Source organism: Shinella yambaruensis (assembly GCF_022899355.1).
GTDB lineage: Bacteria > Pseudomonadota > Alphaproteobacteria > Rhizobiales > Rhizobiaceae > Shinella > Shinella yambaruensis.
This window is the reverse complement of record NZ_JALJCK010000010.1, coordinates 291313-306908: the sequence shown is the minus strand read 5'-3', so window position 1 is coordinate 306908 and position 15596 is coordinate 291313. Positions and strand designations below refer to the sequence as shown.

General features: G+C 66.6%; 14 protein-coding genes. 7 read left to right on the top strand and 7 right to left on the bottom strand.

What is annotated here, in order from left to right; genetic code table 11:
• Nucleotides 1-230: 230 nt before the first annotated feature.
• Nucleotides 231-2840 (bottom strand): cell cycle histidine kinase CckA, encoded by a 2610-nt coding sequence (cckA, locus tag MUU56_RS23430; protein ID WP_425314254.1) that lies wholly within the window; start codon nucleotides 2838-2840, stop codon nucleotides 231-233.
• 320 nt (nucleotides 2841-3160) lie between these two features.
• On the opposite strand from cckA, the gene MUU56_RS23425 reads away from it, so the two are divergent.
• The gene (locus tag MUU56_RS23425) at nucleotides 3161-4150 is read left to right on the top strand and encodes a flagellar biosynthetic protein FliO (RefSeq protein ID WP_244769671.1); all 990 of its coding nucleotides are present in this window, start codon (nucleotides 3161-3163) and stop codon (nucleotides 4148-4150) included.
• A gap of 176 nt (nucleotides 4151-4326) precedes the next feature.
• Here MUU56_RS23425 and dksA read toward each other — a convergent pair whose 3' ends face one another.
• The gene (dksA, locus tag MUU56_RS23420) at nucleotides 4327-4746 is read right to left on the bottom strand and encodes an RNA polymerase-binding protein DksA (protein WP_064330228.1); all 420 of its coding nucleotides are present in this window, start codon (nucleotides 4744-4746) and stop codon (nucleotides 4327-4329) included.
• Nucleotides 4747-5107: 361 nt separating this feature from the next.
• Here dksA and MUU56_RS23415 point away from each other — a divergent pair, with 361 nt between their 5' ends.
• The 5 genes from MUU56_RS23415 (at nucleotide 5108) to MUU56_RS23395 (ending at nucleotide 11117) form a co-directional block, all read left to right on the top strand.
• A complete protein-coding gene (locus MUU56_RS23415; RefSeq protein ID WP_244769670.1) occupies nucleotides 5108-7078 on the top strand; it encodes a putative bifunctional diguanylate cyclase/phosphodiesterase in 1971 nt (656 codons plus the stop codon).
• 73 nt (nucleotides 7079-7151) lie between these two features.
• On the top strand, nucleotides 7152-7676 hold the full coding sequence (locus tag MUU56_RS23410; protein WP_244769669.1) for a SixA phosphatase family protein: 525 nt from the start codon (nucleotides 7152-7154) through the stop codon (nucleotides 7674-7676).
• Between the two features lie 158 nt (nucleotides 7677-7834).
• Nucleotides 7835-9310: a YcjX family GTP-binding protein gene (locus MUU56_RS23405; protein WP_244769668.1), complete on the top strand. Its 1476-nt coding sequence runs from the start codon at nucleotides 7835-7837 to the stop codon at nucleotides 9308-9310.
• A complete protein-coding gene (locus MUU56_RS23400; RefSeq protein ID WP_244769667.1) occupies nucleotides 9307-10368 on the top strand; it encodes a YcjF family protein in 1062 nt (353 codons plus the stop codon). Before MUU56_RS23405 ends, MUU56_RS23400 begins: the two co-directional genes overlap by 4 nt.
• A gap of 200 nt (nucleotides 10369-10568) precedes the next feature.
• Nucleotides 10569-11117 carry a hypothetical protein gene (locus MUU56_RS23395; RefSeq protein ID WP_244769666.1) on the top strand — a complete coding sequence of 183 codons (549 nt, stop codon included), beginning with the start codon at nucleotides 10569-10571 and terminating at the stop codon, nucleotides 11115-11117.
• On the opposite strand, the gene folK is transcribed toward MUU56_RS23395, so the two are convergent.
• The 3 genes from folK to folP are packed head-to-tail and all read right to left on the bottom strand — an operon-like array spanning nucleotide 11110 to nucleotide 12882.
• On the bottom strand, nucleotides 11110-11628 hold the full coding sequence (folK, locus tag MUU56_RS23390) for a 2-amino-4-hydroxy-6-hydroxymethyldihydropteridine diphosphokinase (RefSeq protein WP_244769665.1): 519 nt from the start codon (nucleotides 11626-11628) through the stop codon (nucleotides 11110-11112). The two genes, MUU56_RS23395 and folK, sit on opposite strands and share 8 nt — an antisense overlap.
• Nucleotides 11618-11986, bottom strand: a complete 369-nt coding sequence (gene folB / locus MUU56_RS23385) for a dihydroneopterin aldolase (RefSeq protein ID WP_133035251.1) — start codon at nucleotides 11984-11986, stop codon at nucleotides 11618-11620. The genes folK and folB overlap by 11 nt, the downstream gene beginning before the upstream one ends.
• 23 nt (nucleotides 11987-12009) lie before the next feature.
• Nucleotides 12010-12882, bottom strand: a complete 873-nt coding sequence (folP, locus tag MUU56_RS23380; RefSeq protein ID WP_244769664.1) for a dihydropteroate synthase — start codon at nucleotides 12880-12882, stop codon at nucleotides 12010-12012.
• Between the two features lie 238 nt (nucleotides 12883-13120).
• Here folP and MUU56_RS23375 point away from each other — a divergent pair, with 238 nt between their 5' ends.
• Nucleotides 13121-13732 (top strand): DUF922 domain-containing Zn-dependent protease, encoded by a 612-nt coding sequence (locus MUU56_RS23375; RefSeq protein ID WP_398431421.1) that lies wholly within the window; start codon nucleotides 13121-13123, stop codon nucleotides 13730-13732.
• A 436-nt stretch (nucleotides 13733-14168) separates the two neighbouring features.
• On the opposite strand, the gene MUU56_RS23370 is transcribed toward MUU56_RS23375, so the two are convergent.
• Nucleotides 14169-14489, bottom strand: a complete 321-nt coding sequence (locus tag MUU56_RS23370; RefSeq protein ID WP_244769663.1) for a 2Fe-2S iron-sulfur cluster-binding protein — start codon at nucleotides 14487-14489, stop codon at nucleotides 14169-14171.
• 324 nt (nucleotides 14490-14813) lie between these two features.
• On the bottom strand, nucleotides 14814-15182 hold the full coding sequence (locus MUU56_RS23365) for an Hpt domain-containing protein (protein ID WP_244769662.1): 369 nt from the start codon (nucleotides 15180-15182) through the stop codon (nucleotides 14814-14816).
• Nucleotides 15183-15596: the final 414 nt, after the last annotated feature.

The window sequence follows — 15596 nt, the reverse complement described above, 5'->3', positions numbered from 1 at the left end:
CGTCGCAAGAAAGCTCATCACGATCCTCAATGCAATGCAGCGCGACAAAACCAACTTCGCTTGAACACAGTTGCCATTCTTTTCAACGGTTTGTGGATGGTCGGGTCAAGCCCGACCATGACGAAGGAAAGGTTTGCGGGCGTTGTCAGCGGCTGGCCGCATCCGCCGACGCGGTCTTCATTTTCCTTGCGTGGCTCTGCCCCGAGGGCGTACGGCGAACGGGAAGGCGCTCAGGCGTCGAGCATTTCCCGCACGGCCTCGGCGAGCTGCTTCAGCGAGAAGGGCTTCGGCAGGAAGCCGAACTTGGCGTCCGCCGGCAGGTTGCGGGCGAAGGCGTCCTCGGCGTAACCGGAGACGAAGATGAACTTGAGGTCCGGATAGGACTTGCGCAGCTCGCGCAGCAGCGACGGGCCGTCCATCTCTGGCATGACCACGTCGGAGACGACGATGTCGACGGCGCCGTTCAGCTCCTCCATGATGTCGAGCGCTTCCACGCCGGAACCGGCCTCGTGCACGGTATAGCCGCGCGTCTCCAGCATGCGCTTGCCGCCGCGGCGCACGGCTTCCTCGTCCTCGACGAGCAGCACCACGGCCGAACCGCCGGTAAGGTCGCGCGGCTCCTTGTCCGCCGCCTGCGTGGCCACGGCCGCCGGCTGGTCGCCCGCCTGCGGCAGCGCGCGCGCATCGCCGGTCGCCTCCGCCGGCACCGCCTCTTCGGTGTGGCGCGGCATGAGGATGCGGAAGGTCGTGCCCCGGCCGACCTCGGAATCGAGATAGATGTAGCCGCCGGACTGCTTGACGATGCCGTAGACCATGGAGAGGCCGAGCCCGGTGCCCTTGCCGACCTCCTTCGTCGTGAAGAAGGGCTCGAAGATCTTGTCAATGATCTCGGGCGGAATGCCGGTGCCCTGGTCGGCCACTTCCACCTCCACATAGTCGCCCGGCGGCAGGTCGCGCAGGTTCCGCGCCGCCGCCTCCTCCGCCTCCACATTGCGGGTGCGGAAGGTGATCGTGCCGCCCTCCGGCATGGCGTCGCGGGCATTCACCGCAAGGTTGATCAGCACCTGCTCGAACTGGCCGAGGTCGGTCTTCACCGGCCAGAGGTCGCGGCCGTATTCGACGTCGATCTTGACGTTGGTTCCGGTCATGCGGTCGACGAGCATGCGCAGGTCGCCGATGACGTCGGTGAGGTTGAGCACTGTCGGGCGCATCGTCTGCTTGCGCGAGAAGGCGAGCAGCTGGCGCACCAGCACGGCCGCCCGGTTGGCATTGCGCTTGATCTCCATGAGATCGGCAAAGCTCGCATCGGACGGGCGGGCGGACAGGAGCAGGTGGTCGGAGGAAAGCAGGATCGCCGTCAGCACGTTGTTGAAGTCGTGCGCGATGCCGCCGGCGAGCGTGCCGACCGCGTTCATCTTCTGCGTCTGCGCCATCTGCGTCTCGAGCGCCTTCTGCTCGGTGATCTCGACGGCATAGACGATGGCCGCCTCCTCCGGCGCCTCGTCGCTCTGGTCGATGACGGCGTTCACATAGAAGCGGAAATGCCGGCCGTCATCGGCCGGGTGCAGCGAATCGAGCGGCGCGATGTCGCCCTGCCGGTCCTTCGCCGCGTCGAGCGCCGATTGCAGGCGCAGGCGGTCCGTCTCGTGCACGATGGTCTCGAGCTTGGCGCCGCGGTCGATGTCGTCGCGCGAGACGACGCCCGAGAAGAGTTTCAGGAACGGCGCATTGGTGCGCAGGATCCGGCCGTCGCCGTCGACCGAGGCGATCGCCATCGGCGTGTTGTTGAAGAAGCGCGTGAAACGCATGGAGGCGATCGAGGCGGACTGGTCGTTCGCGCTGCCCTCCTCGCGCGCCAGAACGATGGTGCGGCTTTCGCCCGGCGCCCCGTCGCGCGTCGTGGAAACGCGGTGCACGATGCGCACCGGCAGGCTCTGGCCGTTGGTCTTGCGCAGGTCGAGGTCGAGCATTTCCGTGCGCTTCAGGCCGGGCTCGGCCTGCACGGACTGGATGAGCGCCAGCCCCTCGCCCGCCACCACCTCGGCGATCGACAGCGAGCCCGGGTGGAACTTGGCCAGGTCGATGCCGAGCCATTCGGCGAGCGTCGCGTTCAGGTAGACGATCTCGCCCTTGCGGCCGGCGGAGAAGAAGCCGGCCGGCGCGTGGTCGAGATAGTCGATGGCGTTCTGCAACTCCTTGAAGAAGCGCTCCTGGTCGTCCCGCTCGGAGGTGATGTTGGAGATCTGCCAGATGTAGAGCGGCTGTTTCGGCTTGTCGCGGTTCGGCAGGATGCGCGCCTTGAGGCGGTACCACTGCGCGCCGGAACCGCCCGAGGCGGCCGGGTTGAGCGACTTGGGGACGCGGAACTCCTCCGCCCCCTCCTTGCCCTCGTGCAGGCCGTTCGTCAGGCGGTAGACGGCCTCGGTCGCGTCGCGATTGCGTGACAGCAGGGTTTCGAGCGTCAGCACCTCGGCCGCGCCATTCGCACCCGTCAGTGCGCCGTAGGCGGCATTGGCGTAGACGACGCGGCCCTTGCGGTCGGTGACGACCGTGCCGTCGGGATGGGAATCGAGGAAGGCGCGCGCCAGCTCGTCCGAGCGCGCCGCCTGCGGCATGACCTCGATGAAGCCGATCAGCGCGGAAACGACGAAGAAGATGCCGGCCATGGCGAGGACGCCGAGAACCCCGAGCACGAGCTCGTTGTCGAGCTGGTTCTTGAAGACGATGAACGCCCCGGCCGACGCCGCCAGCACGATCGCGAGCAGCACCACACGCAGCGCCACCGCCGGCCGCACGCCGCGGTCCACGATCGGCACATCATCCCCGTCCGGCCGCTTCATCGTCGTCATCAATCCCTCGTCTGCAACAGTGCGGGCCTTGCGCTTGACCCGAACCCGATGCCAGAATCATGTTTATCCGCACGAGGGAAGCGCAAAAAGCCGTCGAGGGAAAGCAAGGCCGCGAATTCACAGGGAATATTCCGGGCCAGGGCATGGCAATTCTCCTAGCCTGCCATACTTGCGCGACGATGACGACGGCAATACGCGCTGGACAACCGGTGCGCCGCGCTTGTAGGAGCCCGGGAAAAGCCGTCAAATGCAGCCCGTCGGCCAACAGGCCAAACTGCCGAGCCAAAGTGCCGAGAAGGAGTGACCGCGCCATGTTCCAGGAGATTCTCGCAGAGAACGGCACGAAGTTCGTCATCGCCGCGGTGGTGGTGCTGCTCGGCCTGCTCTGCCTCGCGCTGGTGCTCTGGATCATCCGGGGCCGCCCCTCCTCGCCCTTCATCCGCGGCGGGCGCAACCGCGCGCCGCGCCTTGCCGTGCTCGATGCCGCGGCGATCGACACGCGCCGCCGCCTCGTGCTGGTGCGCCGGGACGACGTGGAACACCTCCTGATGATCGGCGGCCCGACCGACATCGTCATCGAGACGCGCATCGCCCTCGCATCGGCCGAAAGTGCCCAGCCCGCCGCCGAAAGGGCCGGGCAGAAGACCGAGCGCGCCGAATCCGCGCCAGTGCGGCACGAAACGCCGGTGAAGACGGCCGAGACCCTAGACGCGGCCCGCACGGCCGCTTCGGCCGGCGCGGTCGCGGCGACCACCGGCACCGCGGAGCGCCGCCCCGCGGCAACCCCGGAGGGCGTCTCGTCCATGGCCAAGGTGCTCTATGCCGGCGACGAAGACGTCGCCCCCCGCACCACCCCGGCGCAGACCGTCGCCCAGCCGGTCCAGACGGCCCAGCAGGCGCAGACGGGCCTCCAGCAGCGCCCGCCGGAGCGCCGCATCGAGGATGTGCTCGAACAGAACCGCCAGCGTGTCCTGCCGCAATCCATGGCGACGACCACGGCACAGGCGACCGCCGGCCAGGCCGTGCAGCGCCCCATCGCCAACCCGACGCTCGCCAAGCCGACATCCCAGCTTGCCGACAATCCGGCCCTCGTCAGCGAATTCGAAAAGATCCTCGAAGCCGAGATGGCCAGCACGGCCGCATCGAGCACCACAGCCCGCACGGCCGCCCAGCCGACGCTCAACCCGACGCAGACCGCCGCAACGATCGGCCACGGGCAAACTCCCGCGAAGAGCCGCGAGGAAACGGAAGCGGAAATGGCGCGCCTGCTCGGCGAAATCACCGCCAACCGCAAGGCGTAAGGCGGCTCCTTCCCGCTTGACGCAAGAAAAAAGCCGCTGGAGACACGACGGTTCCAGCGGCTTTGATTTTCGTTTTTCCAGCACCGGGCAGCACGAAGCCTGCCAGCACCGGAAACATCCGGTGTTCGATCATCGCGAACCCTGCCCTCGGACCTCCTCGGATCCGCGGGAAAGGCTTACTCGTCGCGATACACCTTCTCCCGACGCTCGTGGCGCTCCTGCGCCTCGATCGAAAGCGTGGCGATCGGCCGGGCGTCGAGACGCTTGAGGCCGATCGGTTCGCCCGTTTCCTCGCAGTAGCCGTAGGTGCCTTCGTCGAGACGCTGCAGCGCCGCATCGATCTTGGAGATCAGCTTGCGCTGGCGGTCGCGTGCCCGAAGTTCGATGGCACGGTCGGTTTCCGAAGACGCCCGGTCCGCAAGATCCGGATGGTTGGCGCTTTCTTCTGCCAGATGGTCGAGGGTTTCGCGCGCTTCGCGCAGGATGTCGTTTTTCCAGGCGTTCAGCTTCGCTCGAAAGTAAGCCCGCTGGTTTGCGTTCATGAATTCATCGTCCTCGTCGAGGACGAAATTGCTAAGATCGATCTTCTCACTCAACGCGATTCTCCTGAAGAACATCTCAAGGCGCGCTGTATATCCCCACGGGTAGCGTGTTTCAAGTGTGCAGGAACTTACCCACGGTTTTTCGCGCATGCCTCTTTTTTGAACCTTGCCAGACGAATATTTCATCAAGATTACAACGGGATGGCGAAACCGGCCACCAACATCCCCGCACTATCGCAGAAAGGGCGCCGGATCGCCTGCCTCTCGTGTCGTCCTGCCGCAAATATAGGCATGGACTCGCGATCAGCTATGGAGGATAGGACGATTTTCTTTCGCGAGCCTGTTCGCCCGCGGATTCAGACTTATTTTAGCAACTCGTGCTTCTCTCTAACCGCAAGGGCAGGAGCACGCATCGATGTTCAGCAGGACGAAGGCCATTCTTTCGATCGAATCCGGCAATCCGGAGCTCGTCCAGGCGCAGCTTGCCGCATTTACCAAGCAGGTGCCGCTGCTCTACTTCATGCTCGTGACGAATACTGTCGCTCTCACCATCACCCATTTCGGCGCGGCCCCCGCCTATCTCACCCTTTACATTCCCGGCGCACTCTATGCCGTCAGCCTGTTTCGCCTCGTGCACTGGTGGTTCAGCCGAAACCGGCGCTACACCCATGAAGAGGCGGTCGGCCGGCTGCGTTCGACCTATCGCCTGACCGCGCTGCTCGGCGCCGGATTCTGCGCCTGGTCGCTCAGCCTCTATCCCTATGGCGACGCCTACCAGCAGTCCCATGTCGCCTTCTACATCGCCAACACCGTCGTCGGCTGCATCTTCTGCCTGATGCACCTGCGCGCCGCCGCGCTGGCGCTGACGGCCATCGTGCTCGGGCCGTTCACGGTCTTCTTCGGCACCTCCGGCAATCCGGTCTTCACTGCGCTCGCGCTCAACGTCGCGCTCGTCACCGTCGCCATGGTGTTCATCCTCTTCACCTACTACCGGGATTTCGGCGCCCTCATCCGGTCGCAGAAGGAGCTGACGGCGCGCCAGGCGGAAACCCAGCGCCTCAGCGACGAGAACCATCGCCTCGCCAATCTCGACAGCCTGACCAACCTGCCCAACCGCCGCCAGTTCCGCGCCGAGCTCGAAACGCGGATCGCACGGGCGGAGAAGAACCGCACGGGCCTTGCCCTCGGCCTCATCGACCTCGACGGTTTCAAGCCGGTCAACGACACGTTCGGCCACGGCATCGGCGACAAGCTGCTCGTCGAGGTCGGCGAGCGGCTCACGGCCTTCGCCGGGCGGGGCCTTTTCCCGGCCCGCCTCGGCGGCGACGAGTTCGGCATCGTCTTCGAGGGCCCGGCCAGCGCGGAGCGGCTCCATGCGCTCGGCGACGAGATCTGCGCCGCGCTTCAGGAACCCTATGTCTTCAACGGCCAGGCGGCGCGGGTCTCCGGCTCGCTCGGCATCTCGATCCTCGGCGAGGCCGGCACCACGGCCGACCGGCTCTTCGACCGCGCCGATTTCGCCCTCTACCTCGCCAAGCAGAATTTTCGCGGCACGACGGTCGTCTTCTCCGCCGAGCACGAGGCCGAGATCAACGAGCAGGGCCGCATCCAGCAGGCGCTGCGCGCCGCCGACTTCGAGAAGGAGATGTACCTCGTCTTCCAGCCGATGGTCGACGCGGACACGAACGGCATTTCCGCCTATGAGGCGCTGGCCCGCTGGGAAAGCCCGATCCTGGGCACCGTGCCGCCCGGTATCTTCATCCGCGCCGCCGAACGGGCCGGCATCATCGGCCGCCTGACCGAGTTCGTGATGGAGAAGGCACTGGCGGCGGCGCGGAGCTGGCCGGACCACATCCGCCTTTCCGTCAACCTGTCGACCCGCGACGTCGTCTCCAACAGGACGGTCGATGCGCTTCTCGAGATCATCGCGCAAAGCGGCGTCGATCCCGCCCGCCTCGACATCGAGGTGACGGAGACGGCCGTCATGCGCAACTTCACGCTCGCCGCCGACAATATCCGCCGTTTCGCCGAGCGCGGCATCGGCATTTCGCTCGACGATTTCGGCACCGGCCATTCCAGCCTCAGCTATGTGCACAAGCTGCCGCTCACCAAGATCAAGATCGACCGCGGCTTCATCGTCGACATCGCCACGAACGAACTCAGCCGCAGCATCGTCAAGACGATCGTCGACCTTTCCCGCAACATCGGCTGCGTCTGCGTGGTCGAGGGCATGGAGACCCACGAGCAGGTCGCGGCGCTGCGCGGCCTCGGCTGCCGCATGATGCAGGGCTACTATTTCGCAAGGCCCGAGCGGCTGGAGGACACGCTGGCCTACCGGGCGGCCTCCGACACGATCGTGAACACGCCCGCGCGCAAAACCGGTTGATCTTTCCGGCAAGGACGGACATGAAGTCGGAGCGCGGCACGGATCATCTGCCGCAGGCGGATGGAGGACACACTTGGCATCTCTCGGCACGCCGGCCTTCCGGCTCTACATCCTTCGTCACGCCCGCGCCGCCTGGGCCGGGCCCGGCCAGTCGGATTTCGACCGCGCCCTCGACGACGACGGCTTTGCCGAAGCCGAGGTAATCGCCGAGGAGGCGGCCGACCAGGGCTACCGGCCGGACCTCATCATCTCCTCCACCGCCACGCGCTGCCGCCAGACCGCCGAGCCCTTCCACCGCTCGGTCAGCGAGGAACTGACGATCGACTATGTCGATTCCCTCTATTCCGGCTCGGTCGATACCTATGCCGAACTCGCCTTCGCGGAGCGGCAGGAGAGCGCCGTGATGATCGTCGGCCACAATCCGATGATCGAGGAATTCTTCCACCGCCTCGTCGGCAAGGAGATCGCCGAGACCGCCGCGCCCTTCGGCTATCCGACGGCGGGCCTCGCCATCCTCGATTTCGACGAGCGCCCGACCGAGGACGATTATCGCGGCGCCTGCCTCGCCGGCTTCATGACGCCGCGCCCGGCGCACTGACGCGCATCGCGATCTTCCCGGCGCACACCTTGATTTTCCGCATCGCATTGGCGCAAAACCGCTACGGACGTGTGCGCGACATGGTTTGAGCGAAAGGGCCGGCCTCTTTTTCCGCCGGATTTCGTTTCCTATATCGCCTTCGATGCTGGAAAGAGACCTTGCCCCCTAGCCTGACCACCCTGACCGACGAAGCCCTGCTCGCGCTCGACGCGCTGACCGGCCGCGCCACCAATCTCGTCAACCCGTCGATCCGCCTCGGCGTGACGGGCCTGTCGCGCGCCGGCAAGACGGTGTTCATCTCCTCGCTCGTGCACAATCTCCTGAACGGCGGCCGCCTGCCGCTGTTCGAGGCGGGGCGCTCGGGGCGCGTGTCAAAAATCCGGCTGGAGCCGCAGCCGGACGACGCCGTGCCGCGCTTCCAGTACGAGGATCATATCCGCGCGCTGGTCGCGGACCGCCTCTGGCCGGATTCGACGCGCGCCATATCGCAATTGCGCCTGACGCTCGACTATGAGAGCGCCTCCGGCTGGGGGCGCCTGTTCTCGCCAGGACGGCTGTCGATCGACATCGTCGACTATCCCGGCGAATGGCTGCTCGACCTGCCGCTGCTCGCCCAGGATTTCCGCGCCTTCAGCGCGAACACCGTGGCGCTGGCGCAGTCCGGCATCCGCGCGGAGCTGGCGCGCGACTGGCTGGCTCTGTCGGCCACCATGGACCCTGCCGCCGAAGCCGAGGAAGCGACGGCGCGGACGCTGGCGGAAGCGTTCACCGCCTACCTGAAGGCCTGCAAATCCGACGAGCGCTCGCTCTCCACCCTGCCGCCCGGCCGTTTCCTGATGCCCGGCGATCTCGAAGGCTCGCCCGCCCTCACCTTCGCGCCGCTGCCGAACCTTCAGGAAGGCCGCCCCGCCAGGGGATCGCTGCATGCCATGATGGAGCGCCGCTACGAGGCCTACAAGACGCATGTGGTGCGCCCGTTCTTCCGCGAGCACTTCGCCCGGCTCGACCGGCAGATCGTGCTGATTGACGCCCTGCAGGCGATCAACCGCGGCGCCGAGGCCGTGCACGACCTGGAACGCGCGCTCGGCGACGTGCTCGATTGTTTCCGCGCCGGCACGAACAGCTTCCTCTCCTCCTTCGTGACGCGCCGCATCGACCGCATCGTGATTGCCGCCACCAAGGCCGACCACCTGCACCACGAGAGCCATGCGCGGCTGGAAGCCGTCACCCGCCGCCTCGTCGAGCGCGCCATCGAGCGCATCGGCATGAGCGGCGCCGGCATCGAGGTGATGGCGCTCGCCTCCGTGCGCGCCACCCGCGAGGCGACCGTCAAGCACGACGGCGAGGACCTGCCGGTCATCGTCGGCGTGCCCATGGCCGGCGAGCGGATCAACGGCGAGATTTTTGACGGCGAACGGAAAACAGCCATATTTCCCGGGGACTTGCCGAAGGATCCGGATTCGCTTTTCAAGGAACTTGAATCCCTGCCTGAAGGCGAGGCGCCGCATCTCTTGAACTTCGTGCGCTTCCGCCCGCCGCATATCGAGGAGACGGGCGGCGGCCTGAAGCTCTCCGTGCCGCACATCCGCCTCGACCGCGCGCTGCAATACCTGATCGGAGACCGGCTCGCATGAACGACCGCCCGCGCAAGCCCGCCGCCTTCTCGCTGCCCGCCGGCTCCCCGCAGCCGCCCGAGCGCACGAAGCCCCGTGCTCCCGCCGCCTTCGACGACGCCGTCACGCTGACGCCGGATGCCGAGGATCCCTTCATCGCCACCACCGCCGACCTGCCGGACCTGACGCCGCCGGTCGCAACCCCGCGCAAGCGCCGCCTGACGCTCGGCCGCATCGCCCTCGGCGCGCTCGGGCTCCTCGTCTCGCTCGCCATCGGCCTCTGGGTCGATGCGCTGATCCGCGAGCTCTTCAGCCGCAACGACTGGCTCGGCTATCTTGCGGTCGCCGCCGCCGCCATCGCCGTCCTCGCCGTCTTCGGCCTCGTCGCGCGCGAGCTGATCGGCCTTCGCCGCCTCGCCGCCGTGCAGGACCTCAAGCGCGACGTCGCCGAGGCCGCCCTCTCGCCGAGCCCGTCGGTCGGCCGCGCCATCCTCGCCCGCCTCGTGCATCTCGTCGCCGCCCGGCCGCGGACGGCGCGCGGGCGCGCGCGCCTTGCCGAGACCGAAGGCGAGATCATAGACGCGGCCCACCTCGTCGACCTTGCCGAGCGCGAGCTGATGGCGCCGCTCGACCGCGAGGCGCGCGCGCTGATCCTCGGCGCCGCCAAGCGGGTCTCCATCGTCACCGCCGTCAGCCCGCGGGCGCTGGTCGATCTCGGCTATGTCATCTACGAGAGCAGCCGGCTGGTGCGCGGCATGGCGGAGCTCTACGGCGGGCGCCCCGGCAAGATCGGCATGCTGCGGCTGATGCGCGACGTCATCGCCCATCTTGCCGTCACCGGCTCCATCGCCATGGGCGACAGCCTGGTGCAGCAGGTGCTGGGCCACGGGCTCGCCTCGAAACTTTCCGCCCGGCTCGGCGAAGGCGTCATCAACGGCCTGATGACGGCGCGAATCGGCATCGCCGCCATGGACCTCTGCCGGCCCATGCCCTTCCGCGCGCTGAAACGGCCCGGCATCGGCGATTTCATCGGGGACCTGACGCCGAACATGGCGGGCGGCCGGCGCGACGAGGCGTGACCTGCGGCGCCGCGCGTCCATCACGGCGCGCAAAGGACGCTGCAGAACTGTGGGATCGTTGCAACACCCCGGTTTTGCGGGCCTGCACCGCGGGTAAATGACGAAGGGCAAGACGGGCGGAAACCGTCCATTAACCATTTTCGCGCAAATCTCGTCGCACACAAGCAGGCCGGATGGCCGTCGCCCATCAAGGATCGTTCATGTACTCGCGCACTTCTTTGATCGCCCGCGTCTCCGTAGCGGCCTTCCTCGCAGCCGCCGCCGTCGCGCTTCCCGCCTCCGCCGGCCCGCGCGACAAGGCCTTCTTCGAGCAGGTCACCGGCAGCTGGCAGGGCAAGGGCGAGATCGTCGCGGGCAAGTACAAGGGCACCAAGTTCGCCTGCGACCTGACGGGCGACACCACGCCGGCCAAGGGCGCCGGCATCCAGCTCGACGGCTTCTGCCGCGTCGGCGTCTTCAAGCAGCCGATGTCCGCCCTCATCACCCGGTCGGGCGGCACCTACAAGGGCAAGTTCCTCGACGGCGCCGCCGGCAAGGGCCTCGACATCACCTCCGGCCAGGTCAACGGCAACAAGGTGGTCGTCGGCATCAACCGGCAGAAGCTGAACGGCGCAATGATCGCGCGCCTGGAAGGCGACAACAAGATGAACATCACCATCTCGGTGAAGGTCGAGGACAAGATGGTGCCGGTCATCGGCGTCTCGCTCGACCGCAATCTCGACGACATCGCCGTCGGCTCGATCAAGTAGTCTTCCACCATTCCGGTCCGGCGCTCGCCGGCTCGATGCCCGCGACATCCGCATCCGCCAGCCACGAGGCCACCGTGCGTCCCTCGACCGCGAGGTCGGGCGCCACGTCCGCAAGCGGCATCAGCACGAAGCCGCGCCCCGTCATGCGCGGATGCGGCAGCTCCAGCCGCCCGCCGGATTGCGCCACGCCCTCATAGGTCAGGACATCGATGTCGATGGTGCGCGGTCCCCAGCGCTCCTTGCGCTCGCGCTTCATGTCGCGCTCGATGGCAAGGCAGGTGTCGAGCAGCGGCTCGGGCGCGAGCGTCGTCTCGACCAGCGCACAGGCGTTGAAGAACCAGTCCTGGTCGGTCTTTCCCCAGGGCGGCGTGCGGTAGAGCCGCGAGACGGCCGTGACGCGGCAATCGTCCCGCGCGTCCAGCGCCCGCAGCGCCTCGGCCATGGCGCGCACGGGATCGCCGATATTGCCGCCGAGGCCGAGCGCGGCCCGGCGGAAGGGCTCAAACGGCATGATCGACCGTCACCTGCACATGGTCCAGCACGCCGGGCACCGGCGCGTTCGGCTTGCGCACCGTGATGCGCGCGCGCGAAATCTGCGGGAAGCGGGCACAGAGCACGGTGGCGATCTCCTGCGCCAGCGCCTCGATGAGATAGCGGCGCTGGCCGGTGACGATCTTCTCGATCTCCTGGAAGGCGACGCCGTAGTCGACGGTCGATTCGATCGCGTCGTCGGAGAGCGGGCGCAGCGGCTTGACCTCCAGCTCCGCGTCGACGAAGAACCGCTGGCCGAGGAATTCCTCGGCATCGTGCAGGCCGTGGCGGGCGAAGAAGGCGCAGTTCTTGAGCGTGATCGTGTAGGTGGTGGTCATGGTCTTTCCTGTCTGGCTGCCTGTCAGGCGCGCGCCTCGCGTGCCGTCACCTTGCGCCCCGCGGCGAGCATAGCATCCGCCATCGCCAGCGCATCCCTGTTGATTGCGACATCGTGCACCCTGAAGACCGCCGCGCCGGCGGCCCGCAGCAGCGCGGTGGTGGCGGCCGTGCCGGCATCCCGGCCTTCCGCCTCGCGCCCCGTGACGGCGCCGATAAAGCGCTTGCGCGACGTGCCGGCCAGGATGGGCAGTTCGAAGCCGTAAAGCTCGCCGAAACGCGCCATCAGTTCGAGGTTCTCCTCCGTATCCTTGGCAAAGCCGAAGCCCGGATCGAGCACCATGGCCTCGCGCGCGATGCCCGCGGCCCGGGCGATCTCCAGCGAGCGGCCGAGGAAGAGATACTGGTCCTCCACCACATCCGGCCGCTTCTCGCGGTCACGGCCGGTATGCATGATGCAGAGCCCCGCCCCGGTTTCGGCGGCAACGACGGCAATGTCGGGTTCGCGCTGCAGGCCGTGCACGTCGTTGACGATATGGGCGCCGGCCGCAACGGCAAGCCGCGCCGTCTCGGCCCGGTAGGTATCGACGGAGATGAGCGCGTCCGTCGTGCCAGAAAGCGCCTCGATGACGGGCAGGATGCGGTCCTGCTCCTCCGCCGCCGACACGGCAGCCGCGCCGGGGCGCGTCGATTCCCCGCCGATATCGACGATCTCGGCTCCCTCTTCGAGACAGAGGATGGCCTGCGCCACGGCCTTGTCGGCGCTGTCGAACCGGCCGCCGTCGGAAAAGGAATCCGGCGTCACGTTGACGATCGCCATCAGAATGCCGCGCGGGCCCAGCTCCAGGGACCGGCCATGGGCGAGCGCCCAGCGAAAGGGTTCGAATGGCGAGAACATGGCGGTTTCCTCCCGCAGTCAACGACGGCGCCGCACGCCGGGGACGCTACGATACGTTAGAATCTCCCCGACACCCTTAGCTTTAAATCAACGGGTTTGAAGTTAAGGGTATCGAGCGGCATCCCGGAAAGGGTGTTGCGCTCGCCGTGCCTATGCCCCAAGCTTGGGGGAAGTTCAACCGGCGCCTTCAGCCGGCCTGTGCATCGGACGATCCGGTGGCGAAAGGAATGCTGACTGAATGACGACCATCGCCCGCCTGATGGCCCTTGCCGCCCTCGCCTGCCTCGCCGTCCCGCCGGCCCGCGCCGAGACCATCACCTCGAAATCCTTCGCCTATTTTTCCGTCGGCGGGCGCACGGCGGCCGAGCTCGACGAGGAGCTGTCGAAACGCGGACCGGTGATGAAGCGCAGCGGCTCGCGCCACCCCGGCGCCACCCGGATCAAATGGGGCGGCTCGGTGACCTATGTGCGCCGCGGCAGCCGCTGCGCCGTCGGCGAGGCGCGGGTGACCCTCTCCACCGAGATCATCCTGCCGCGCTGGAAGAACCGCAAGCGCGCCACCCCGTCGCTCGCGCTCATCTGGGACACGCTTTCGAGCGACATCAAGCGCCATGAGGAGCGCCACGCCGAAATCGCCCGCACCCACGCCCGCAACCTGGAACGCACGCTGAAGACCCTGCGGCCCGAAGCCGATTGCGAGCGCATGCAGGCGCGCGTCGACCGGGCGACGGCCGACGCCGTGTCGAAGCACGATGCCGACCAGGCGCGCTTCGACCGCATCGAATCGAAGAACTTCAACGACCGGATGATGCGCCTCCTGGTGCACCGGCTGAAGAACCGCGCCGAGTAAAGGCGCGCGCTGCAGGCAGGTATTTCCTGGAAGAGCTTCAGTGGAACGGGACCGGGCCAAGGCCCGGGCGCTTTTTCATGCATGAAATGACTGGTTAGTTTTAGCGATAGCGCAATTCCGCAAATCGCCGTATTTTTATACCAACAGTGAACGGGAAGACGATTTTCCTTCCCGAAGTTGCATGAAGCGGTTTGTAACAGGTTCTCCTGGCGCGTCCTTACCAAAGCAGCAGGTGTCTCCTCCCTCTCCTGCCTGCGATGCGCCCTCCTGGCCTCGCTCGTCCTGACCGACCGGCGAGGCTCTTTTTTTGCCCTTCTATTCTTGCGAGCCCGCAGAAACCCGCGATCTTTTCTTCATGCGCGAAGAAGAGACGCAAAATGCCGGCCGAACCCGGATCGGATTCGGCCGGTGCTTCCGTCAGTCTGAAGGAAAGATGTCAGGCCTGGCGTTCGGGAACGTGGACCACGAGCCCGTCGAGCGCATCCGACATCTTGATCTGACAGGAGAGCCGCGAGGTCGGGCGCACCTCGTAGGCGAAGTCCAGCATGTCCTCTTCCATCGCTTCCGGCGGGCCGACGGTCGCGCTCCAGGCGTCGTCGACATAGACATGACAGGTCGCACAGGCACAGGCGCCGCCGCACTCGGCCTCGATGCCGGGCACGGAGTTGCGCACGGCATTTTCCATGACCGTGGAGCCGTCGGCGACATCCAGTTCGTGGCGCGTGCCGTCGAAGGCGACGATGGTGAGTTTGCTCATGATGGCTTCCGGATCCTCAAGACTGCCCAGGGCGGGCGATGGCGCTGCCCGGGCGGACGAATGAACGGCCGGCGGAAAGGTGGTCGGCCCGCCGGTTTTCCGCGGACGTTTCCAACAAAACCCCTCCCCAGTCAACATCGCGCGCCCGGCAGGTTCCGGATGGTCCGGGTGCGACGCCGGCTTTTCCCGTAGCGCTAAAGCCCGTCGCGCAACGGGCGCGGTGGTTTCGCGGCAACGACGGGCGGTGAAGCAAGGGCCTGAAGCGCAGGGAGCGGATCTGTCGGATCGCCGTGCGCTTCAGGCAGGCGGCAGGACCTGCGACGATCAGCGGCAGAGTTTCAGGATGAAGTTTTCCGCCTCGACCACGGCGGCGGCGACGCCGGCCAGCGCGATGGCATCGGCCGGATTGTCCTCGAGCGCCGCGGCCGTCTTGCTGACGGCGGTGGCGCCGACGGACTGGGCGGAGCCCTTGAGACGGTGGGCGGCCGCGCTCCGCGCCGCGCCTTCCGAGGCCGCCAGTTCCTTCATGCTCGCGCGGGCCTGCCGTGCGAACATCTGCAGCACTTCCAACTCCAGCCCCTTGTCGCCCATGGTCTGGCGGGCCAGATGTACCAGATCGATCGGCTTTTCCCCGGAATGGGACATGCCGCCTGCATTGTCGGGCGCCTCGAATGCGATGTTGAGCGCTGCCATTTGCCAATATCCTTATAGACGCGGTTTACGCTTGTTTCCTTGTGGTGCACGCAGATGTCGATGCGGGACGGGTGTACTCGCCGCTCCGTACAGGGACATGGGACAGCCATTCTGCGCGGCCGGCGCGGCTATCCGATTAAAAGACGGCGCAAAATGGGCATGAATCGCAAACTATGGTTAACGGCTGAAAAATTGCCTTTTTCGCAAGGTTTCCATCGCGATACAGAATCGCCCGATATTAACTTCCTGTTAAGTTTCGGGCGAAGGGAGATGGCAATGAATTGTGTGATACAGGCTAATGTGTCACTACGATACGACCGGATAGTCCCGGTGGATAAGCCTTGGGCGGAGATACACCGCTTCGCCTTTTCGGTCTATCGAGCGAATTTGGAATGAACGGCGGTCCGGACGCTG